Annotated in this window: 17 protein-coding genes and 1 pseudogene; 12 read left to right on the top strand and 6 right to left on the bottom strand. The window is 65.8% G+C overall.

The annotated features are described in order from the left end of the window. Positions 1-188 precede the first annotated feature (188 nt). Positions 189-758: pseudogene (gene cysC / locus ACRVY7_RS03830) on the top strand (adenylyl-sulfate kinase); the annotation flags it as partial. Between the two features lie 96 nt (positions 759-854). Next, positions 855-1,655 carry a 3'(2'),5'-bisphosphate nucleotidase CysQ gene (locus ACRVY7_RS03825; protein ID WP_431816038.1) on the top strand — a complete coding sequence of 267 codons (801 nt, stop codon included), beginning with the start codon at positions 855-857 and terminating at the stop codon, positions 1,653-1,655. On the opposite strand, the gene eccA is transcribed toward ACRVY7_RS03825, so the two are convergent. Next, positions 1,615-3,408: a type VII secretion AAA-ATPase EccA gene (gene eccA / locus ACRVY7_RS03820; RefSeq protein ID WP_431816392.1), complete on the bottom strand. Its 1,794-nt coding sequence runs from the start codon at positions 3,406-3,408 to the stop codon at positions 1,615-1,617. The two genes, ACRVY7_RS03825 and eccA, sit on opposite strands and share 41 nt — an antisense overlap. A gap of 137 nt (positions 3,409-3,545) precedes the next feature. Between eccA and purL the strand changes: the two genes are divergently transcribed. The 3 genes from purL to ACRVY7_RS03805 all read left to right on the top strand — a co-directional run bounded on the left by purL (position 3,546) and on the right by ACRVY7_RS03805 (position 7,001). Next, on the top strand, positions 3,546-5,849 hold the full coding sequence (gene purL / locus ACRVY7_RS03815; RefSeq protein WP_049698044.1) for a phosphoribosylformylglycinamidine synthase subunit PurL: 2,304 nt from the start codon (positions 3,546-3,548) through the stop codon (positions 5,847-5,849). 108 nt (positions 5,850-5,957) lie between these two features. Then, entirely contained in the window at positions 5,958-6,431 is a 474-nt protein-coding gene (locus tag ACRVY7_RS03810; protein ID WP_431816037.1) for a CD225/dispanin family protein, read from the top strand. Positions 6,432-6,479: 48 nt separating this feature from the next. After that, entirely contained in the window at positions 6,480-7,001 is a 522-nt protein-coding gene (locus tag ACRVY7_RS03805) for a DUF2752 domain-containing protein (protein WP_431816391.1), read from the top strand. Between the two features lie 33 nt (positions 7,002-7,034). Here the strand turns inward: ACRVY7_RS03805 and ACRVY7_RS03800 are convergent, their stop codons facing one another. After that, positions 7,035-7,931 carry a glycerophosphodiester phosphodiesterase gene (locus tag ACRVY7_RS03800; protein WP_431816036.1) on the bottom strand — a complete coding sequence of 299 codons (897 nt, stop codon included), beginning with the start codon at positions 7,929-7,931 and terminating at the stop codon, positions 7,035-7,037. 77 nt (positions 7,932-8,008) lie between these two features. Between ACRVY7_RS03800 and ACRVY7_RS03795 the strand changes: the two genes are divergently transcribed. Continuing rightward, positions 8,009-9,112 carry an NAD(P)H-dependent amine dehydrogenase family protein gene (locus ACRVY7_RS03795; protein ID WP_431816035.1) on the top strand — a complete coding sequence of 368 codons (1,104 nt, stop codon included), beginning with the start codon at positions 8,009-8,011 and terminating at the stop codon, positions 9,110-9,112. A 17-nt stretch (positions 9,113-9,129) separates the two neighbouring features. On the opposite strand, the gene ACRVY7_RS03790 is transcribed toward ACRVY7_RS03795, so the two are convergent. Continuing rightward, positions 9,130-10,641: a glutamate-cysteine ligase family protein gene (locus ACRVY7_RS03790; RefSeq protein WP_431816034.1), complete on the bottom strand. Its 1,512-nt coding sequence runs from the start codon at positions 10,639-10,641 to the stop codon at positions 9,130-9,132. Between the two features lie 105 nt (positions 10,642-10,746). Here ACRVY7_RS03790 and ACRVY7_RS03785 point away from each other — a divergent pair, with 105 nt between their 5' ends. From ACRVY7_RS03785 to purM, 3 genes are all read left to right on the top strand, one after another. After that, positions 10,747-11,133, top strand: coding sequence for a sterol carrier family protein (locus ACRVY7_RS03785; RefSeq protein WP_431816033.1), 387 nt, complete (start codon positions 10,747-10,749; stop codon positions 11,131-11,133). Positions 11,134-11,286: 153 nt separating this feature from the next. Then, positions 11,287-12,870, top strand: coding sequence for an amidophosphoribosyltransferase (gene purF, locus ACRVY7_RS03780; protein ID WP_005204188.1), 1,584 nt, complete (start codon positions 11,287-11,289; stop codon positions 12,868-12,870). A 131-nt stretch (positions 12,871-13,001) separates the two neighbouring features. Then, complete coding sequence (gene purM / locus ACRVY7_RS03775; RefSeq protein ID WP_431816032.1) at positions 13,002-14,126, top strand: phosphoribosylformylglycinamidine cyclo-ligase; 1,125 nt, start codon at positions 13,002-13,004, stop codon at positions 14,124-14,126. A gap of 100 nt (positions 14,127-14,226) precedes the next feature. Here the strand turns inward: purM and ACRVY7_RS03770 are convergent, their stop codons facing one another. The 3 genes from ACRVY7_RS03770 to ygfZ all read right to left on the bottom strand — a co-directional run bounded on the left by ACRVY7_RS03770 (position 14,227) and on the right by ygfZ (position 16,421). After that, positions 14,227-14,403 (bottom strand): DUF3073 domain-containing protein, encoded by a 177-nt coding sequence (locus tag ACRVY7_RS03770; protein ID WP_005204191.1) that lies wholly within the window; start codon positions 14,401-14,403, stop codon positions 14,227-14,229. Positions 14,404-14,586: 183 nt separating this feature from the next. Further along, complete coding sequence (locus tag ACRVY7_RS03765) at positions 14,587-15,249, bottom strand: MOSC domain-containing protein (RefSeq protein WP_431816031.1); 663 nt, start codon at positions 15,247-15,249, stop codon at positions 14,587-14,589. After that, entirely contained in the window at positions 15,246-16,421 is a 1,176-nt protein-coding gene (ygfZ, locus tag ACRVY7_RS03760) for a CAF17-like 4Fe-4S cluster assembly/insertion protein YgfZ (RefSeq protein WP_431816030.1), read from the bottom strand. The genes ACRVY7_RS03765 and ygfZ overlap by 4 nt, the downstream gene beginning before the upstream one ends. Before the next feature lie 41 nt (positions 16,422-16,462). Here ygfZ and ACRVY7_RS03755 point away from each other — a divergent pair, with 41 nt between their 5' ends. The 3 genes from ACRVY7_RS03755 (at position 16,463) to cydB (ending at position 20,247) form a co-directional block, all read left to right on the top strand. Then, positions 16,463-17,341 (top strand): aminodeoxychorismate lyase, encoded by an 879-nt coding sequence (locus ACRVY7_RS03755; RefSeq protein ID WP_049697747.1) that lies wholly within the window; start codon positions 16,463-16,465, stop codon positions 17,339-17,341. A 230-nt stretch (positions 17,342-17,571) separates the two neighbouring features. Beyond that, on the top strand, positions 17,572-19,158 hold the full coding sequence (locus tag ACRVY7_RS03750) for a cytochrome ubiquinol oxidase subunit I (protein WP_431816029.1): 1,587 nt from the start codon (positions 17,572-17,574) through the stop codon (positions 19,156-19,158). 12 nt (positions 19,159-19,170) lie between these two features. Then, a complete protein-coding gene (gene cydB / locus ACRVY7_RS03745; RefSeq protein WP_049698049.1) occupies positions 19,171-20,247 on the top strand; it encodes a cytochrome d ubiquinol oxidase subunit II in 1,077 nt (358 codons plus the stop codon). Positions 20,248-20,252: the final 5 nt, after the last annotated feature.

Genomic DNA, 20,252 nt, shown 5'->3' with positions numbered 1-20,252 from the left:
CGGTTAATTCGGGCAATACGGCCGAATCGTTAGCTGGAATTGTGAGCTGTGACACGACCGTGACGTGGCAAGCTGAGACCATTCGGCGTCAGCAGCGAGATGAAGGTGGGCGCGACGGGGATGACGACAGAATGAACACAGACGGGGGCGACGGCGGGCAGTCGGCGGGCAATGAGCGCGATCTGAACCCGAACGTCGTGTGGCAGGCCAGCAAAGTGTCGCGGGAGCAGCGCCCCCACCGTGGTGGGACCCTGTGGATCACCGGATTGTCGGGCTCTGGAAAGTCTTCTGTGGCAATCGAACTCGAGCGTCGACTGGTCACGCAGGGGCGACCGGCGTATCTGATGGACGGAGACAATCTCCGACACGGCCTCAACTCCGACCTCGGCTTCGGCGACGACGATCGGCGCGAGAACATCAGGCGCACAGCAGAAGTCGCGGCACTGTTCGCCGATTCCGGCTCCGTCGCGATTGTCTCGCTGATCTCGCCGTTCGCGGCGGAGCGTCAGCGTGCCCGCGAGATCCACGACGAACGCGCACTGCCGTTCTACGAGATCTTCCTCGACACGTCGTTGCAGGAGTGTGAACGCCGCGACCCCAAGGGCCTCTACGCCCGCGCCCGTCGCGGTGAGATCAGTCACTTCACCGGTATCGACTCGCCGTATGAGCGGCCCGAGAAACCGGACGTCGTGATCCGGCCGACCGACGGGCTGCCAGCGGAGACGGCTGCCGCTGTCCTCGAACTTCTCGGGCTATGAGCGCCGAGTTCTCGGTCTACGATCAGCAGGCGTCGGCGTGGCCGGCGCGCGCAGGCGCATCCCGGCGCCTGGGCGAGAGGGTGGAAGGGACAACGAGTGGACGACCGCAGCCTTGCCGGAGAATTGGCGACCGCAGCAGGTGAACTGCTTCTCGAAATCCGTGCGAACAGCGGCCTGACCGGCCGCGCGCTCGGCGACGAGGGAGATCGACGCTCCAACGACTTCCTGCTCGCCCGCCTCGCCACCGATCGCCCCGACGACGCCGTCCTCTCGGAGGAGTCGACGGACGACAAAGCCCGGCTGATCTCGCCGCGCGTCTGGATCGTCGACCCCGTCGACGGCACACGGGAATACGGGGCCGTCGACGAATCCGGTGAGGGCCGGAAGGACTGGGCCGTGCACGTCGCGCTCTGGTCGTCGACCGGCGGCGGCACGCTCATCGCCGGTGCCGTCGCGCTGCCCGCGCTCGGGATCACCTACGTCGACGACGAGACGCCCGTGGCGCCGACCGAAGGACTTGCCGACGTTCCGCGCGGTGACGCCCCGCGCGTCGTCGTCAGTGGATCTCGTCCGCCCGCTTTCTCGCAGGCCGTCGCCGACGCGATCGGCGGCGAGGTCGTGCAGATGGGTTCAGCGGGCGCGAAGGCGATGGCCGTGGTGCGCGGTGAGGCCGACGCCTACGTGCACGCGGGTGGGCAGTACGAGTGGGATTCCGCGGCACCGGTGGCCGTCGCGCAGACAAAAGGTCTGTGGTGCAGTCGAATCGATGGCTCGCCGCTGGTCTACAACCAGGACGACACCTATCTGCCCGACCTCGTGATCTGCCGACCGGAGTTGCGCGACGCGATCATCGATGTCACGAGTTCAGAGCCAACCCCGACATCAGAGTCGCGATAGCGGCGCGCACGTCGCTTGCTTCGATCCGCATCAGGTCTTCGGCTGACAGCGAGCCCAGATCGCCTGCGGTGAGCCGATATTCGCGCTCTTCCTCGGCAGATTCGACGATGTTCCGCACAAAGCGGCCGTTACCGGCGAGGTCGATTCCCCGCCGCGTTCCCGCACCGGCTTCGCGTACATCCTCATAGAGCGGTGCACACGCCTGCTCGATCTCGGCCGCTGCTTCGGGGGTGAGTATCGAATCACGACGCCGCGCGAGGTAGTCGCCGATGCTGGCCAGTTCCTTCGGCGTGTACGAGTCGAAGCGGATGCGTCGGGCGAATCGTGACGCAAGGCCGTCGTTGGAGGCGAGGAACCTGTCGATCTCGGCGTCGTAGCCCGCGATGATCACCACGAGCCGGTCGCGGTTGTCCTCCATGCGAGCCAGCAGGGTGTCGACGGCCTCGCGTCCGAAGGCGTCGCCACCGGAGAGTCCTTGCTGGACAAGGGTGTACGCCTCGTCGATGAACAAGACACCATCCATGGCCGAGTCGATCAGCGCAGACGTCTTGATGGCTGTGCTGCCCAGGTGTTCGCCGACCATATCGCGTCTGGTGGCCTCGATGACCTTGTCGGACTTGATGAATCCGAGCCCGCAGTACATCTTGGCGATCACGCGCGCGACGGTCGTTTTGCCGGTGCCGGGTGGCCCGGTGAACGCCAGGTGCAGGCTGCGCGCCGACGTCGAGAGACCCCGGTCGGCGCGGATTCTGGCCAGCGTCGCCGCCGACTGCAGTTTGGCGACCTGCTCCTTGACCGATGTCAGTCCGATCTGGGCGTCGAGCTCTGCCTGTGCGGCACTCACCAGATCTTCCGCGGTCTGCGACGTCTCGTCGGACTTTTCCGGCGATGTGAGTGGTCCGGGAGTCGTCGGGACGGACGCGGGATCCCACGGATCGGTCCGCGCCGCGATCTCGTCGGCGGTGGTGACGGTCAGTCGCGTCGCGGGCGACCGGAGTGCGTCGGCAGCCGCGGTCAGCGAGGGATCGCTGGCGAAGGCCTGCTCGAGCATCGATGTGGCCTGCGCCTGTTTGCCCTCGCCGCGCAGTGTGAGCCCGTAGGTGTACATCGCCCGGCTCGCACATGCGGGAATGGCGCACGACATGGCTCGTTCGAGGCGTCGAATGGCTTCGGCGCTCATTCCGAGCTGCGCGCAGGCGGTGCCCGTCAGGTAGTCGGCGACGGCGCTCATGTGGGGGTCGTGCCACTGCTCTGAGCGCGCGAGCGTCGACAACACATCCGGCCATCGCCCGGTGCGGAAGTAGAGCACGGCTTCGATGAACGTCACGATCGGAGTTCGACGCTGCTCGGCAATCGCGTCGACGACGTCGCGTGCTCCCGCGAAGTCGTCGCCCGCGATCAGGGTCGCGGCGTAGGCGGCCGCGGCCTCGACGGCGTCGGTAAGCGGGTAGTCGAGGAACATGCCGGTGTACCACCGCCCGACAAGCGTTCGGGGCGGCAGTCCGAGTCTGCGTTGCTCCGCTCCGATGCGGTCGCTGTGTCGATAGAGCGCGAAGAGCACCTCGTTCGACGTGTCGCCGCAGGCCAGGCGGCCGAGCCAGGCGTCGGCCATGGTCGGGTCCCACTCGCTGGCGCGCGTGAACGCCTTTGTTGCCTGCGCCTTGTTGTCGACCGGGTCGGTGCCCTCGACGGGGATCCCAAGTGAGAGCACCCCGAGCTCGAAGAGCTGCCGCGCCTTGCGGACGTCGGTCATCATCCCCCCAAAAGTCCGATTGAACCGCTTCGCGTAGATCAATCACCGTAGCCGTTGTGTCGTGCGCTCGGGTCGCGGTCGACACAGTCCGAGCCCGATGCGGGCCGGGCGGTAGAATCTGGCAGGTGAGCGATCCTGTGGAGACCGTGTCTGTGGATTCAACGTCTGTGGATTCAATCGAACGGGCAGTCGACAGCCCCGATCAGCCCCAGCCCTACAAGGAACTCGGACTCAAGGATGACGAGTACGAGCGGATCAAGCAGATCCTCGGTCGCCGCCCGACCGATTCCGAACTCGCCATGTACTCGGTGATGTGGTCGGAGCACTGCAGCTACAAGTCGTCGAAGGTGCATCTGCGCTACTTCGGTGAGACCACCACCGAGGAGATGCGTTCGGGCATGCTCGCGGGCATCGGCGAGAACGCGGGTGTCGTCGACATCGGCGACGGCTGGGCTGTCACGTTCAAGGTCGAGTCGCACAACCATCCCAGCTACGTCGAGCCGTATCAGGGCGCAGCGACCGGTGTCGGTGGCATCGTCCGCGACATCATGGCCATGGGAGCCCGCCCGATCGCGGTGATGGACCAGCTCCGCTTCGGCAGGGCCGACGCCCCCGATACGCGACGCGTGCTCGACGGCGTTGTCCGCGGCGTCGGCGGCTACGGCAACTCGCTCGGACTGCCCAACATCGGCGGCGAAACGGTCTTCGACTCGAGTTACGCGGGCAACCCCCTGGTCAACGCACTGTGCGCGGGTGCGCTGCGCACCGAAGACCTGCAACTGGCCTTCGCGTCGGGAACCGGGAACAAGATCATCCTGTTCGGTGCTCGCACCGGACTCGACGGCATCGGCGGTGTGTCGGTGCTCGCCTCGGAGACCTTCGACGACACCGGCGAGTCCGGCCCCAATCGCAAGAAGCTGCCGAGCGTGCAGGTGGGCGACCCGTTCACCGAGAAGGTGCTCATCGAGTGCTGCCTCGAGCTCTATCACGCGGGGCTGGTCGTCGGTATCCAGGATCTCGGTGGCGCCGGACTTTCTTGTGCGACATCGGAATTGGCATCGGCCGGCGACGGCGGCATGAAGATCGAACTCGAGAAGGTCCCCATGCGCGCGGTGGGAATGACGCCCGCGGAGGTGCTCTCCAGCGAGTCGCAGGAACGCATGTGCGCGGTCGTCACCCCGGAGAATGTCGATGCCTTCCTCGCCGTGTGCCGCAAGTGGGATGTACTCGCCACCGTGATCGGCGAGGTCACCGACGGCGACAACCTGGTGATCACGTGGAACGGTGAGACCGTCGTCGACGTCCCGCCGCGGACCGTCGCGCACGAGGGTCCGGTTTACGAGCGTCCGGTCGCCCGCCCCGACTGGCAGGACGGGGTGGTCGAGTCGACCACGGAGGCGCTGCAACGTCCGTCGACTCCCGACGAACTGCGTCAGACGCTTCTCGACCTGCTCGAGTCGCCCGCACTCTGCAGCCGCAAGTTCATCACCGATCAATACGACCGGTACGTGCGCGGCAACACCGTGCTCGCGGAGCATGCCGACTCCGGAGTGATTCGGATCGACGAAAAGACCGGTCGCGGAATCGCTTTGGCCACCGACGCGTCGGGGCGCTACACCTTCCTCGACCCGTACCGTGGTGCACAGCTCGCGTTGGCCGAGGCGTATCGCAACGTGGCGGCGTCGGGTGCAACCCCCCGCGCGGTGACGAACTGCCTCAACTTCGGTTCGCCGGAGGACCCAGCGGTGATGTGGCAGTTCCAGCAGGCTGTGCACGGGTTGGCCGACGGGTGTCGTCAGCTCGGCATTCCGGTCACGGGCGGCAACGTCAGCTTCTACAACCAGACGGGGTCGACGCCGATCCTGCCGACACCGGTCGTCGGTGTACTCGGTGTGATCGACGACGTGCATCGTCGACTCCCGACCGACTTCGGTACCGAACCCGGCGAGACGCTCATCCTGCTCGGCGAGACGCGCGACGAGTTCGACGGCTCGATCTGGGCGGAGGTCGCGTACGACCATCTCGGCGGTGTGCCGCCGGAGGTCGACCTCGACCACGAGAAACTGCTGGCCGACATTCTGACTGCTGCCTCACGCGACGGCTTGGTCTCGGCTGCGCATGACCTCAGCGAGGGTGGGCTGATCCAGGCCGTCGTCGAATCCGCGCTCGCAGGTGAAACCGGTTGCCGCATCCTGCTTCCCGAAGACGCTGATCCGTTTGTGTGGCTGTTCTCCGAATCGTCGGGACGTGTGCTGGTCGCGGTGCCGCGGACCGAGGAGTCGCGGTTCACCTCGATGCTCACCGCCCGACAGATGCCGTGGACGCGCATCGGTGTCGTCGATCAGGGTTCCGACTCGGTGACCGTGCAGGACCAGTTCGAGGTGACACTCGACGAACTGCGCGCCGTGCACGAGGGCACGCTGCCGAAGCTGTTCGGCTGAGACTGCTGTTCCTGCTGTCGAGTCTTCGAATGGAATCGACGGCCCGTATAGGGTGTCCGCTGGCCGTGTCCGTTACGCTCCACTCGACCAAACTCGAGAGGAATCCCGATGACCAACCCGTATGACCCGCAGGGCGACCCGCTGAAGAAGGATGGCGGATACGGCCAGGCGCCCTACGGTGGCCAGCAATATGGGCAGCCCCAATACGATCAGCAACAGTACGGCCAGCAACAGTATGGGCAGCCCCAGTACGGTGGCCAGCCTCCATATGGTGGGCAGCCCTACGGGCAGCCCCAGTACGGCTACGGACCCGCGGCACCCGAAAACAACCTGGTGTGGGCGATCCTGTGCACCGTGCTCTGCTGCTTGCCGCTGGGCATCGTGTCGATCGTCAAGGCGACGTCGGTGAACGGTCTGTGGGCCTCGGGCGATTACGCGGGCGCGCAGCAGGCCGCCGATGATGCCAAGAAGTGGGCCATGTGGGGTGCCATTGCGGGCGTCGCGAGCGTCGTCGTCAGCATCCTCATTTATGTCATCTTCTTCGTCATTCTCGTCGCCAGCGTCCCGTCGAGCTCGTACTGACGACCGCGAACTGACGACCACCGCGACACAGGAATGACCGACCCCGTGATGACCGAACGCGAGCCGGCCGACGGCGCCGCGTCGGACACGCGCCCCGTGCATCCTCCGCGGGAGCGACTTTCCGTCCGCATCGAGCATGCGGTCCTCGGGACGGTCACCACGGTGTCGCGTCACCGCGTTGCGGGACCCGCGGTGGTTGTCGCCGCAGCGGTTGGCTGCTGTACCGCAATTTGGTTCGCCGATCCCACGACGCCGGGCGGGCCGTTGCCGATGTGTCCGACGAAGGCGTTGCTGCACATCGATTGTCCCGGTTGTGGTTCGCTACGTGCGATCTACTGGCTCATGCACGGCAACCTCGGAGAAGCGTTGCGGTACAACGCAGTCGGCGTCGTCGCAATCGCCTTGCTCGGGTGGGCCTTCGTTGCCTACTGCGTGGGTTTGTGGCGAGGCCGCAGGGTGCGCAGTTGGCAGCACCTGCGGTTCGCCCCGATCGTGACGCTGGTCGTCGTGGGCGTGTGGGTGGTGATCCGCAACATCCCCGTCGCGCCGTTCGACGCGCTGCGGGTCTGACACACCGTTCGCCGCCGGTCTGGCCGATCGGATCTAGTCTGGCCGATCGGATTCGGGCGCGTTCGCGAAGAGTCCTTCCGCGAAGAAGCCCTCCGGATCGTCGGTGGTGATCTGGTCGGCGCCACGTTCGACGAGCCGCGTGAACCTGGCCATCGACGACGCATCGGCGCGCGCAAGGGTGTAGACGTCGACCTCACGCTTCATCGCGTGGAATGCCGCGATCAGATCAGCGCCGCGATCCGCGGCGCGGAGTACGAGTTCCTGGTCCAGATAGATCATCTCGGCGCGCGGTGAGTCGCGGCAGGCGGTGAAGACGAAGCCGCGGAAATCCCCCGAGTGCAGCACACGGCCGATCGCGCCGCGGTGGCACGGGTCGTAGCCCACGTGGATGTCGGGCGCGGCGTCGCAGAGGGCGGTCACGGCGTCGGCGTCGCCGCACGAGAGGATCGCGTTGCCCGCGAAGGGTTCGACGGCCCGCGCGAAGATGCTGAGCGCCTCGTCGTCGAGGGCCGCTGCGTCTTCCTTGAAATCGAGTTGCAGCATTGCGTCGTCGGCTATCTCGATGCCGTCGAGCATGGTCGCGAGGTCTTCGAGGAGCACGACGCTGTCGTCCGTCGGGTCGCCGACGTTGTCGGTCAACGTCAGTCCGCGCAGATAAGCCGCAGAAGCGTGCGAGACGTCTCCGCGCCCCGTCGTCGAGTGCGCGAGGTCGCGATCGTGCAGCACGGCGAACCCACGATCGGCATGGATGAGAAGGTCGACTTCGACACTCGCACCGACCCGCATCGCCTCGACGATCCGCGACGCGGTGAACGGGGTGTCGGATGGTCGTCTCCTGGCCCGATGCCACTTGAGCCTGGTTCGACGGCCCGCGTGCGTGACCGCGATGGGTGGCGGGGTGGATGCGGCGGAGTATTCGGAGCTCGACATCGTTGCCGACATTACGCCCGGCAGGGCATTGCCCGAATACCGTCCGCCGATGTGGAACGTGTTCTAGTTTGGTGGGCATGAGTCTGCGCGTGGTTGAGTGGTCGACCGGAACCGTCGGAAAGCATGCGATCGCCGGAATCGACGCCCACCCCGATCTGGAATTGGTCGGTGTGTGGGTATCCGATCCCGCGAAGGTCGGTCGAGACGCCGGTGAGTTGGCAGGCCTCGGGCGCGAACTCGGGGTCATTGCGACGTCGGACGTCGACGAGCTGTTGGCTCTCGCCCCCGACTGCATCGTGCACACCGCGATGACAGACGACCGCGTCGTCGAGTCGATCAACGACCTGACCAGGTTTCTCGACGCGGGGATCAACGTGGTGTCGAGCGGGCCGGTCGTACTGCAATTCCCGCACGGCATCCTGCCGGCGTCGATGGTCGAGCAGGTCGAGGCCGCGGCAGCCCGCGGAGGTGCAACGCTGCACGTCAACGGTATCGATCCGGGATTCGCCAACGACGTGCTGCCGCTGTCGATGACGAGCCTCGCGCAGCGTATCGACGAGGTCCGGTGCATGGAGATCGCCGACTACTCGACCTACTACCAACCCGTCGTGATGCGCGACCTGTTCGGTTTCGGCCAACCGATGGACAGCACGCCGATGCTGCTGACGCCAGGTGTGCTGTCGATGGCGTGGGGGAGTGTCGTCCGGCAGCTCGCGGCGGGCCTGGGCATCACGCTCGACGAACCGCTCGTCGAACGCGTCGAGCGGGTGGCTGCTGATCGTGCCTACTCGACGGTGTCGGTCGAGATTCCGCAGGGCACGATGGCAGCACTGCGGTTCGAGGTCGCGGGACAGGTCGACGGCACCGACCGGATCGTGCTCGAGCACGTCACTCGCACACATCCCGATCAGTGTCCGGAGTGGCCTAAGCCCGCGGAGGGTGACGGCTCGTACCGCATCGTCGTGTCCGGCGAACCGCAGATGCAGGTGGAGTTCACCCATCACGGGGAGAACGGCGATCACAACGTCTCGGGCATGATCGTGACGGCTATGCGTCTGGTCAACGCGGTTCCCGCTGTGGTCGCGGCGTCGGCCGGTCTTGCTACCGCGCTCGATCTGCCGCTCGTCACCGGGCGCGGACTCGTTGCTGGCCAGCCGAAGGCGGTCACAGTCGGCGCATAGCCGTAGTGGAAAAGCCTTCAGGAGAGTGGCCACGCGTGCACGGGTTCGCCCTCGTGCATCAGCGCGACGTAGTCGGCGAGCATGCCGTGCAGCGCCGCGTCGCGACCCTCGCCCGCGGCCTCGCGTGCGGCCACCGCGCGACGTTGCCACACCGCTCCCGACTGGCGGGTGATGCAGCGCCCCTCGATCACGGACAGATACCGCGAGAGCGCCTTGTCCGACACCCCGAACGAGCGAAGACCCGACTCGGCCAACGGAAGCAGACGCCGAAGCGTGAGTTCGTCCGGGCGTATCCACCCGACGCTCGGCCAGTACAGCTGACTGTCGAAGCCCGACCGCGCGCCGGCGTGGAGGTTCTCCGCGGCGGCGTCGAACGACATCTGTGACCACAGCGGCAGATCCTGTTCGACGAGTCCGCGCACCACGCCGTAGTAGAAGGCCGCGTTGGCCATGGTGTCGACGACGGTCGGTCCTGCGGGCAACACCCTGTTCTCGACGCGCAGGTGTGCCTGGCCGTCGACGACGTCGTAGACGGGACGATTCCAGCGGTAGACGGTTCCGTTGTGGAGCCGCAGTTCGTCGAGCGCCGGGATGCCGCCCGCGTCGAGCGTCGCGAGGGGATCCTCGTCGGACGACACGGGTAGCAGCGCGGGGAAGTAGCGGGTGTTCTCGTCGAAGAGGTCGAAGATGGTGTTGATCCAACGCTCGCCGAACCACACCCGGGGCCGTACGCCTTGGTTCTTCAACTCGAGCGGGCGGGTGTCGGTTGCCTGCTCGAACACGGGGATGCGGCTCTCGTGCCACAGCGCGGTGTCGGCCAGGAACGGGGAATTGCCCGCCAATGCGACCTGCACACCTGAAATCGCCTGTGCGGCATTCCAATGCGCAGCGAAGTCCTCAGGTGCGACCCGCAGATGCAGTTGCAGGGAGGTGCAGGCGGCCTCGGGGAGAATCGAATCCGTTGCGGTGTGCAGATGTTCGGCGTCGTGGTGCTCGTCGAGGGCAACCCCGGTGATGTCGAGCTCGATGTCCTCGCCGCGTGCGTCGAAGATCTGTCGGTTCAACAGGTCGTAGCGCGGGTTGGCCGAAATCCAATGATGTGCAAAGTGTTCGGCACGCAGTGTGGGAAGCATGCCGATCATCACGAGATGGCTGTCGGTGGCTGCTGCCCGCTTCTCGGCCCGGTTAAGCGAGGTACGCAGAGCCTGCTCGAGAGAGATGGTGTCGTCGGTGGTGAAGGGGCGAGGCGAGACGTTGATCTCGATGTTGAACTGGCCGAGTTCGGTTTGGTAGTCGGGGTCGGCGATGGCGTCGAGGACCGCGGCGTTTGCCATCGCCGGATTCATCTCGGCGTCGACGAGATTGAGCTCGACCTCCATGCCCAGCAGGGGTTCGGGGGGTGCGCCGTGATCGGTGAACAGTCCCTCGGAGAGCATGCGCGCGATCGCCTCGGTACCGCGCGAGACCTGGCGTCGGAAACGGACCCGGTCGGCTCCGGTGAACTTCTGATCGGGCACATCGGTTCCCATGCGGTCAATGGTGCCCGAACCGGGTGCTCGCGCACCGGCCATTCGTGTCAACACTGTCCGAGGGCACCGGGATCGGCGTCGACGCGGCGGGTGCATCATTGCGGGGTGCCTGCGCGAAAACCGATCGATCCCGCGGCCGCCCGCGCGGCGGTCCTCGCTGTCGCGCCCTGGCTGCGCGACGACACCCTGCCCGCACCCGGCCGAGCCGAACTCGCAGCTGCCGTGCGGCTGACCGCGCGCACCCTCGAAGACATCGCGCCGGGAAACTCCGTCGAGGTGCGGGTGCCTCCGTTCGTGGCGGTGCAGTGCATCGAGGGGCCGCGCCACACGCGAGGGACACCGCCGAACGTTGTCGAGACCGATCCGAGGTCGTGGCTGCTTCTGGCCGTCGGTGACGAGGATTTCGGCGACCTGGTCGCGAGCGGCGCGGTCGCCTCGTCGGGTAGCAGGGCCGACGAGGTGGCCACCTGGATGCCGCTCGTTCGGGTGTAGATGTGCGCGTGCGCTGGCTCACACGTGGAATAACCGCAGGTGCCACGCCGCTGCACAATTGGAAATGAGGAGCTACCGGCACGTAAACTTGCCGGTGGTTACCTTCGTCACGCGAAGCCCGTGCCGCCACGTTCAGCCCAGGGAGCCCGTCGTATGCCGGATCTTTCGATCACAAGCGCCAACCTGCTGGCTCCTACCCAGCATGCCTGTCCCGCACGGGACGCAATGGACGAACCCGAGAACGAGCCGCGCGAGGAGTGCGGCGTTTTTGGTGTCTGGGCACCCGGCGAAGACGTCGCCAAACTCAGCTACTACGGCCTGTACGCACTGCAGCACCGCGGCCAGGAAGCCGCGGGCATCGCGGTCGGCGACGGTTCGCAGGTCCTTGTCTTCAAGGATCTCGGTCTGGTCAGTCAGGTCTTCGACGAGCAGACGCTCGGCGCGATGGTCGGTCACGTCGCGATCGGACACTGCCGCTATTCGACGACCGGCTCGACCACCTGGGAGAACTCGCAGCCGATCTTCCGCACCACAGACGCAGGCACCGGAGTTGCCCTGGGGCACAACGGAAACCTCGTCAACACGGCTGATCTGGCAAGTCGCGCCCGTGAGCTGGGAATCGCCAGCGGAGCCGCGACGTCGGATTCCGACATCGTCGGCGCGTTGCTGGCGCACGGCGCGGCCGACAGCAGCATCGAACAGGCCGCGATGGAACTCCTGCCGACGCTGCGCGGCGCGTTCTGCCTGACCTTCATGGACGAGCACACGCTGTACGCGGCTCGCGATCCGCACGGTGTGCGACCGCTGTCGCTCGGCCGCCTCGACAGGGGATGGGTCGTCGCATCCGAGACCGCGGCGCTCGACATCGTCGGTGCGTCGTTTGTCCGCGACATCGAACCCGGCGAACTGCTGGCCATCGACGCCGACGGTGTGCGCAGCACCCGCTTTGCAGAGCCGACGCCCCGCGGTTGCGTCTTCGAGTACGTCTACCTCGCCCGTCCGGACAGCGTGATCCACGGACGGTCGGTGCATTCGACCCGCGTGGAGATCGGTCGGCGACTGGCCAGGGAGTTCCCTGCCGACGGCGACCTGGTGATCCCGGTGCCGGAGTCGGGTACGCCCGCGGCGGTCGGCTACGCCCAGGAGTCGGGCATCCCCTACGGCCAGGGACTGATGAAGAACGCCTACGTCGGGCGCACGTTCATCCAGCCATCGCAGACCATTCGCCAACTCGGTATCCGCCTCAAGCTCAACCCGCTCAAGGAAGTGATCCGGGGCAAGCGGCTCGTCGTCGTCGACGATTCGATCGTCCGCGGCAACACCCAGCGCGCGCTGATCCGGATGCTGCGCGAAGCGGGCGCGGCCGAGATCCACGTACGCATCGCGTCGAGCCCGGTGCGGTGGCCCTGCTTCTACGGCATCGACTTCGCGTCGCCCGCGGAGTTGATCGCCAACGGCATGGAGTCCGAGGAGCACATGGTCGAGGGCGTGCGCCAGGCAATCGGTGCCGATTCGCTCGGTTACATCAGCATCGACGAGATGATCGCCGCCACCGACCAGCCCGCATCGTCGCTGTGCGCGGCCTGCTTCGACGGCAACTATCCCATCGAACTCCCCAAGGAGACCTCGATGGGCAAGGCTGTCCTCGAGCAGATGCTCGCCAGCGCCGCAGGTGACGGCCGCGTCGATCCGCTGACAGTGCCGAACGACAACGCCAGCGCTGTCCTGCGGCCCTGAACTCACCTGCCGGCGCAACCGCGCCACCGTGAACCCCCTCTCGTGAACTCCTGCCTGTGGCGACTGCTTGCGCGCTCTCCGGTAGCGTGTGATCCGACCATCAGCGATTGCGAACAGGGGTGCGCGCCTACATGTCCGAGAAGGATTCGGTAGCCAACGAACCGAGTACGGGCGACTCGACGCCGACGGATGCCGGAGCGTCGTACGCGGCTGCTGGTGTCGACATCGACGCAGGTGAGCGCGCCGTCGAGCTGTTTGCTCCGCACGCAAAGCGCGCCACGCGACCCGAGGTGATGGGCGGACTGGGCGGGTTTGCCGGTTTGTTCGCACTCAAGGGCAACTACCGTGAGCCGGTCCTCGCGGCATCGAGCGACGGTGTGGGTACCAAACTCGCTGTCGCGCAGGCGGTCGGAAAGCACGACACCGTCGGACAAGACCTCGTCGCCATGTGCGTCGACGACCTCGTCGTGTGTGGTGCAGAGCCGCTCTTCCTGCAGGACTACATCGCCATCGGCAAGGTGATCCCGGAGGTCGTCGCAGAAATCGTCGCGGGCATCGCCGACGGCTGTGTGGCCGCCGGGTGCGCGCTGCTCGGCGGCGAGACGGCCGAGCACCCGGGACTGATGCTGCCCGATCATTACGACCTCTCGGCAACCGCTGTCGGGATCGTCGAGGCCGACGAACTGCTGTCGCCCGAACGTGTGCGTGCGGGCGACGTCGTGATCGCGATGGGGTCGTCGGGGCTGCACTCCAACGGATACTCACTCGCGCGCAAGGTGCTGCTCGAGTGGGGCCATATGGATCTCAGTGGCCACGTGGAGGAGTTCGGGCGCACGCTGGGCGAGGAACTCCTCGAACCGACCCGCATCTACGCGCGCGACTGCCTCGCACTGGCTGCGGAGACCGACGTGCGGATCTTCGCGCACATCACCGGCGGCGGACTCGCCGAGAACCTCTCACGCGTCATCCCCGACGGCCTGGTCGCCGAGCTCGAACGTGGAACCTGGACGCCCGCACCGATTTTCGCGCTCATCGCGCAGCGTGGCCGCGTCGAGCAGGCCGAGATGGAACGCACATTCAACATGGGTGTCGGGATGGTCGCCATCGTGGCGCCCGAGGACACCGACCGTGCGCTGGCTGTGCTGACCGCCCGCCACGTCGACAACTGGGTGCTCGGCTCGATCAAGCGTTCACCGGAACCGAAGAACCACGACGTCCCCAAGGTGACGGTCGTCGGAGAGCATCCCCGCTTCTAGAGCCTGGGAGTAAGCATCGTCGGTGATGCGCACGGGACTGCCGAGCGCATCACCGACGTGACTAAAAGGTCGTGCGGGTTACCGCAGGAGAAGGGACGCGTCAGGCGCGCTTCCACTCCTCCTCTTCGGCCCACTCGTCCACAGGATTCGGACGGTCCGCCGAATCGTCCGACCCCGACAGCTCGCGTTGCAAGCTGTCGAAGTCGGTGTGGGGAGTGGAGTACTTGAGCTGACGAGCAACCTTCGTCTGCTTTGCTTTCGCCCGGCCGCGGCCCATATGGGACCCCCTCGCACAATGACGGGGCGGCCAAACTAGTGGCGGCCCCGTTCTCTAGGTAGTGAATCTGTCGTGCTGACCAGTCTAGCGCGCCCAAACGGATTCTGTGGATTGCCCTGCCTTGCCACGCCGACTGAGCCGTGACAAGGGGCGTGACCGGGGCGCATCCGCGCGGGTCGATGGCTATGCGCGAGCCAGCTTCTTGGTGGCTTCGCGGCGAACCTTGGGGGCGAGGTGGTCGTCGGCCAGCAACGCACGCAGTGAATCGCCGTCGGTCCCGGTGATCAGATGACGCACCCGCACACCGTGGTCGGGGCGGAAGACGACGCGGATGTCGTCGCCGGCGCCGACCGTGCCCGGGTGGAGAACCCGCAGGTAGGTGCCGACGTCTGTGCGGTCGAGGAACCGCTTGATCCACTGGGGTTCGTCAGCCCACGCGGCGAAGGTGCGGCACGGGATACGGGGAATCGTGGTTTCGAGGAGCAGCCCGTCGTCGCCGACGGCCCACTGTTCGCCGACCAGGGCGTCGGTCACGGGGAGGCCGGTGACCCGGAGGTTCTCGCCGAACCAGCCGTAAGGAAGTTCACGCCCGAGCGTCGTCGCCCACTCGTGTGCCTCTGCGTGGTCGTACGCGTAGACGGCCTGCTCGAGTCCGCCGTGGTGTTTCTTGTCGCAGACGTGATCGGTGATGAGGCCTTCGTCGCCGACGGCCACCCTGCCCTGCTGGGGGCGTTTGTCGATCGCGCTGACTCCGACACGTCCCAGATCCACGTCGCGCTCGGCGACGCAGACCGCAAGGACATGCCCGAGCAGTTCCTGTGGCTGATCGTTCGCCGATGCGCTCATCGGCCGCGCAGCTTGTCGATAGCGGCCCGTCCCGCCTGCACGCGGTCGTCGACCTTGATCGAGTCGGGGTCGATGCGGGCGGGCAGTCCATCCCCGACCTCGAGCTCGACGTCGGGGCCGATTCCGCTCTTGACGAGGGCCAGGGCGATCGGTCCGAGTTCGAAATGGTCGATGACGGTTCCGACACGCCCCACGGTGTGTCCGCCCGCGGTCACGGCGGCGCCGAGCTCGGGCTTGTCGTCGGCGCTGCCGTCGAGGTGCAGCAGGACGAGTCGTCGAGGTGGCTTGCCGAGATTGTGGACGCGTGCCACGGTCTCCTGGCCTCGATAGCAACCCTTGTCGAGATGTACGGCGCCGAACTCTTCCGGGCCGCCGATCCAGTTCAGCTCGTGGGGGATCGTTCGTTCGTCGGTGTCGATCCCGAGGCGGGGGTGCATGCCTGCGACGCGCAGCGCGTCGAATGCCCAGCTCCCGGCGGCACGTGCGCCCGCTTCGATCACGGTGTCCCACCAGCCCACGATCTGTGACTCGGGGACGACGAGGTCCACGACGGGCAGTACGCCGGTTGCGTGCGGCCCCTCCGACAGCGGCGGCATGATGCGCCAGAAACCGAGCGGCTCTTCTTCGTGATGGGCTTCGGGGAGGTCGCCCGCGGTGTACGGCGCGGCGTCGGGGTCGATGTCGAGGACCTCGGCGATCGGTCCGCGCAGCACGTCGGGGCCGATGAGAGTCAGCACCTTCATGTCGGGTCGGGCCGCAGGTGCGACGTCGGACCAGAAGATCATCTTGGTGAAGAAGTCGAGAAGCGGTGTTCCGCGATCGCCCTCGGTGTCGATCCAGGTCACCTCGTCGACATCGGTGACGACGAAGTGGTCTTCGATGCGCCCGTTGATGTCGAGGGACAGCGACTCGGCGCTGAGTCGATCGGCGAGATGGCTCACATGCTGGCTGCTGATGTTGTGCAGCCAGGCGAGGCGATCGGAGCCGGGAACCTCGATGACGGCGCGATCGGAGCGGTCGATGATGACGGCACCGCGCACGGCGGCTCGCTGTTCGCCGAGGGGATCGCCGTAATGCCACGCGAGCGTCGTCGACGAATCGTCTGCGGGAGAGTGCGGGTCAGCGACCGCGCCCTTGGTGGAATACCTGGTCAAGATCGGGGAGGGCGCCACCTCACTGATTCTACGCAGCGAACGCACTAGCCTCGTGGACTATGTCGCACTCGATCCTGATGACCCTCGACGGTGAGCGCCACGAGCCTGACGAACCGTTCCTGCACGCCGACGACCTCGCCGCGGTGCGAGGCGACGGCATCTTCGAGACGCTGCTCGTGCGCGGGGGACGCGCGCGGTGCGTCGGACTGCACCTCGAGCGCCTCACGCGCAGTGCGGCGATGCTCGACCTCCCCGAGCCCGACGTCGACGCGTGGCGCGAGCTGATCGACGTCGCGGCCAAGCAGTGGACCGCCGATGCGCCACAGGGTGCGGAGGGCCTTGCGCGCCTGGTCTATTCGCGAGGCCGGGAGAGTGCGGGCGCGGACGGTCCGCCCACGGCGTATCTGACGGTGGGACCTGTCGCCGATCGGGTGACGGCGGTCCGACGCGACGGTGTCTCGGTTGTGACGCTCGATCGTGGCTATTCGATCGACGCCGCGGCGAGCTCGCCCTGGCAGCTCCTCGGAGCGAAGACGCTGAGTTATGCGACCAATATGGCGGCACTGCGCCACGCGACGGCACAGGGATTCGACGACGTCATCTACCTGAGCGCGGAGGGTGCGGTTCTCGAGGGTCCGCGTTCGACGGTCGTCGCCGTCTATGACAAGACGTTGGTCACGCCTCCCACAGAGGTCGGCATTCTTCCCGGGACCACGGCGAGGGCCACGTTCGCATTGGCCGAGAAGGAGGGCTGGCGCACCGAGACGCGAATTCTGCGGACCGCGGACCTGATTGCCGCGGATTCGTTTTGGCTCGTGAGTAGCGTCACGTTGGCGGCTCGGGTGACCGCACTTAATAGATACGTAACGCCCGTGGCGTCGAATACTGAGCAGTTCGCCGATTTGGTGGACCGTGCCATCTGCGATGACTCAGAATAGGCAGGTCGGCGGCTTTGCCTTGTTGATGTACGCGTCGAGACGCCGGCGACACTGTGAGACACGGCTCATAACTTCATCCTGACGACGGGACCTTTGGCTGCTTGTCCCCAGGATCGGCCCAGCGTAGCGTCGTCGACAACGAGCTACTACGTGGTGTCGTAGCAAGCTCGTGTTTTCGTACCAGGACGCGTCTCCCAGCCCGGGGGCGCGGCTATGAGATTCGAGACGCGATGAACGCTCTGGATTTGTCACGATGGCAGTTCGGAATCACGACTGTCTATCACTTCATTCTTGTTCCGCTGACCATCGGTCTTGCGCCGATGATCGCGATCATGCAAACGGTCTGGTACAAGACCGGGAATGAGCAGTGGCTGAGGGCCACGAAATTCTTCGGGAAGCTGTTCCTGATCAACTTCGCCCTCGGTGTCGCAACCGGCATTGTGCAGGAGTTTCAGTTCGGAATGAACTGGAGTGAATACAGCAGATACGTCGCCGACGTCTTCGGTGCGCCGCTGGCACTCGAGGGGCTGATCGCCTTCTTCCTCGAATCGACGTTCCTCGGCTTGTGGATCTTCGGCTGGAGTCGCTTGCCGCGGGCCATTCACCTCGCGACGATCTGGTTGGTCACGATCGGTGTCACCGCGTCGGCGTACTTCATCATCGCGGCGAACTCGTTCATGCAGCATCCTGTCGGCGTCGAGTGGAGCGACGAGCGGAATCGTCCCGCGATGAACAACTTCTGGGCTGTGATCACCAACAGCACGACCCTTGCCGCGTTCCCACACGTGATCGTGGGTGCGTGGCTGACCGCGGCAACCTTCGTCGCGGCCATCGGCGCCTGGTGGATGGCTCGAAACATGTGGCGCGCCAAGAAGTTGCGCGAGGCCATCGAGACCGGCGACACCTCCGACATGCCCAAGACCACGTCGCCCAGCCAGATCGACGCCACGCCAGAGGATCTGGAACGAGATGCACGACGTCTCTGGCGCCCGGTCACCCGGTTCGCGTGCTGGGTGGCGATCGTCTCGGGAGTACTGCTGATCGTCACCGGCGACTACCAGGCGCAGATCATGTTCAAACAGCAGCCGATGAAGATGGCCGCCGCCGAATCACTGTGTGAGACACAGACGAATGCGGGCTTCTCCGTGCTCTCCATCGGTAGGCAGAACAACTGCGACAACATCGACCACGTGATCGAGATCCCCGGCATGTTGTCGTTCATGGCTACTCATCGCTTCAACCAGACCCTCCAGGGTGTCAACGAGTTGCAGCGGGAGTACACCGAGAAGCTGGCGGGCACTCCCGGCGTCCCACCGAATCAGAACTTCGCCCCGAACCTGTTCGTCACCTACTGGGGATTCCGCGCGATGATCACGTGGGCTCTCGGATCGGTCATCGTCGCGTTCGGTGGACTGTGGTTGACACGGAAGAAGAAGGTGATCAGCTCACGCAAATTCGGTTTGATTGCGCTGTGGATGATCCCGACTCCGTTCCTGGCCAACGCATCCGGTTGGATCTTCACCGAGATGGGACGCCAGCCGTGGGTGGTGGCGCCGAACTGGCAGGACAACCTCGACCCGACGCGAATACACATGCTGGTGCAGAACGGCGTCTCCAATCACACGGCCCCGATCGTCTGGGTGACGCTGATCGGCTTCACGCTCCTCTATGGCGCACTCGGCGTTGTCTGGTTCCTGTTGCAGCGCCGCTACATCATCGAGGGCCCTGGTCCACACGACGACGTCCCGCCGGTGCTCGACAACGATGTCACCGACCACGATGCCGATGGTCCCAAGCAACTGTCGTTCGCGTACTGAGGAGTGGGAGAGATGCTCGGAAACCTCTGGTTCATCATCGTCGCCATTCTGTTCGTCGGATACTTCGTCCTCGAAGGCTTCGACTTCGGTGTCGGCATGCTCATGCCGTTCCTGGGACGCAGTCATACCGGCGGCGACAGCAAGGTATCTGCTGACGACGACGCAGCCGACAACGACAAACGACGTCGCGTTCTGCTCAACACGATCGGGCCGGTGTGGGACGGGAACGAGGTCTGGCTGCTGACGGCGGGCGGCGCGCTGTTCGCCGCGTTCGGCGGCTGGTACGCAACCATGTTCTCTGCCCTGTACCTGCCGCTGTTCCTCATCCTCGTCGGCTTGATCGCACGTGTCGTCTCGATCGAATGGCGCGGCAAGATCAACAATCCCAAGTGGCGGCAGTGGTGCGACATCGGTATCGGACTCGGTTCGTGGATTCCCGCCATTCTGTGGGGCGTCGCATTCGCCAATGTCGTTCGTGGTCTGCCGATCGACGAGGCGCATCAGTACACGGGCGGGTTCTTCAACCTTCTCAACCCCTACGGTCTGCTGGGCGGACTCACGACGCTGCTGGTGTTCCTCACCCACGGTGCGATCTTCCTCAGCCTCAAGACCGGTGGTGTGCTGGAAGAGGATTCGAAGAAGTACGCCAAGGTGCTCGCCATTCCGACGCTGGTCGTCGCGGCAGTCTTCCTGCTGTGGACGCAGTTCGCCTACGGCAACGGCTGGACGTGGATCCCGGTGTTGATCGCGGCCGTCGCAGCGGTTGTCATGGTGATCGCCACGCAGGCTGAAAGGGAGGGAATCGCGTTCACCGCCAACGCGATTGCCATCGCCGGTACGGTTGCCTCGCTCTTTGCGTGCCTGTTCCCGAATGTGCTGCCGTCGACGACCGATTCGGCGTTCAACCTGACCGTCGAGAACACGGCGTCGAGCGACTACACGCTCACGGTGATGACGATCGCCGCGGTGGTCGTCACGCCGATCGTGATCGCGTACCAGGCCTGGACGTACTGGGTGTTCCGCAAGCGGCTGTCGGTTGACCAGATCCCAGAGTCGATCGGGTTGTCGTCGCTGAAGGCGTGGGAGTAAGCCCG

It is taken from the genome of Gordonia jacobaea, from assembly GCF_965344965.1.
In the GTDB taxonomy this organism is placed as follows: Bacteria; Actinomycetota; Actinomycetes; order Mycobacteriales; family Mycobacteriaceae; genus Gordonia; species Gordonia jacobaea.
This window is presented reverse-complemented; position numbering and strand designations above follow the sequence as displayed.

Bases quoted from the DNA above. Each gene is read 5' to 3' on its own strand.
- eccA (WP_431816392.1), bottom strand. From the start codon at position 3,408: ATGACCGACGTCCGCAAGGCGCGGCAGCTCTTCGAGCTCGGGGTGCTC.
- ACRVY7_RS03810 (WP_431816037.1), top strand. From the start codon at position 5,958: ATGACCAACCCGTATGACCCGCAGGGCGACCCGCTGAAGAAGGATGGC.
- ACRVY7_RS03805 (WP_431816391.1), top strand. From the start codon at position 6,480: ATGACCGAACGCGAGCCGGCCGACGGCGCCGCGTCGGACACGCGCCCC.
- ACRVY7_RS03800 (WP_431816036.1), bottom strand. From the start codon at position 7,931: ATGTCGAGCTCCGAATACTCCGCCGCATCCACCCCGCCACCCATCGCG.
- ACRVY7_RS03795 (WP_431816035.1), top strand. From the start codon at position 8,009: ATGAGTCTGCGCGTGGTTGAGTGGTCGACCGGAACCGTCGGAAAGCAT.
- ACRVY7_RS03790 (WP_431816034.1), bottom strand. From the start codon at position 10,641: ATGGGAACCGATGTGCCCGATCAGAAGTTCACCGGAGCCGACCGGGTC.
- purF (WP_005204188.1), top strand. From the start codon at position 11,287: ATGCCGGATCTTTCGATCACAAGCGCCAACCTGCTGGCTCCTACCCAG.
- purM (WP_431816032.1), top strand. From the start codon at position 13,002: ATGTCCGAGAAGGATTCGGTAGCCAACGAACCGAGTACGGGCGACTCG.
- ACRVY7_RS03770 (WP_005204191.1), bottom strand. From the start codon at position 14,403: ATGGGCCGCGGCCGGGCGAAAGCAAAGCAGACGAAGGTTGCTCGTCAG.
- ACRVY7_RS03765 (WP_431816031.1), bottom strand. From the start codon at position 15,249: ATGAGCGCATCGGCGAACGATCAGCCACAGGAACTGCTCGGGCATGTC.
- ACRVY7_RS03755 (WP_049697747.1), top strand. From the start codon at position 16,463: ATGTCGCACTCGATCCTGATGACCCTCGACGGTGAGCGCCACGAGCCT.
- ACRVY7_RS03750 (WP_431816029.1), top strand. From the start codon at position 17,572: ATGAACGCTCTGGATTTGTCACGATGGCAGTTCGGAATCACGACTGTC.
- cydB (WP_049698049.1), top strand. From the start codon at position 19,171: ATGCTCGGAAACCTCTGGTTCATCATCGTCGCCATTCTGTTCGTCGGA.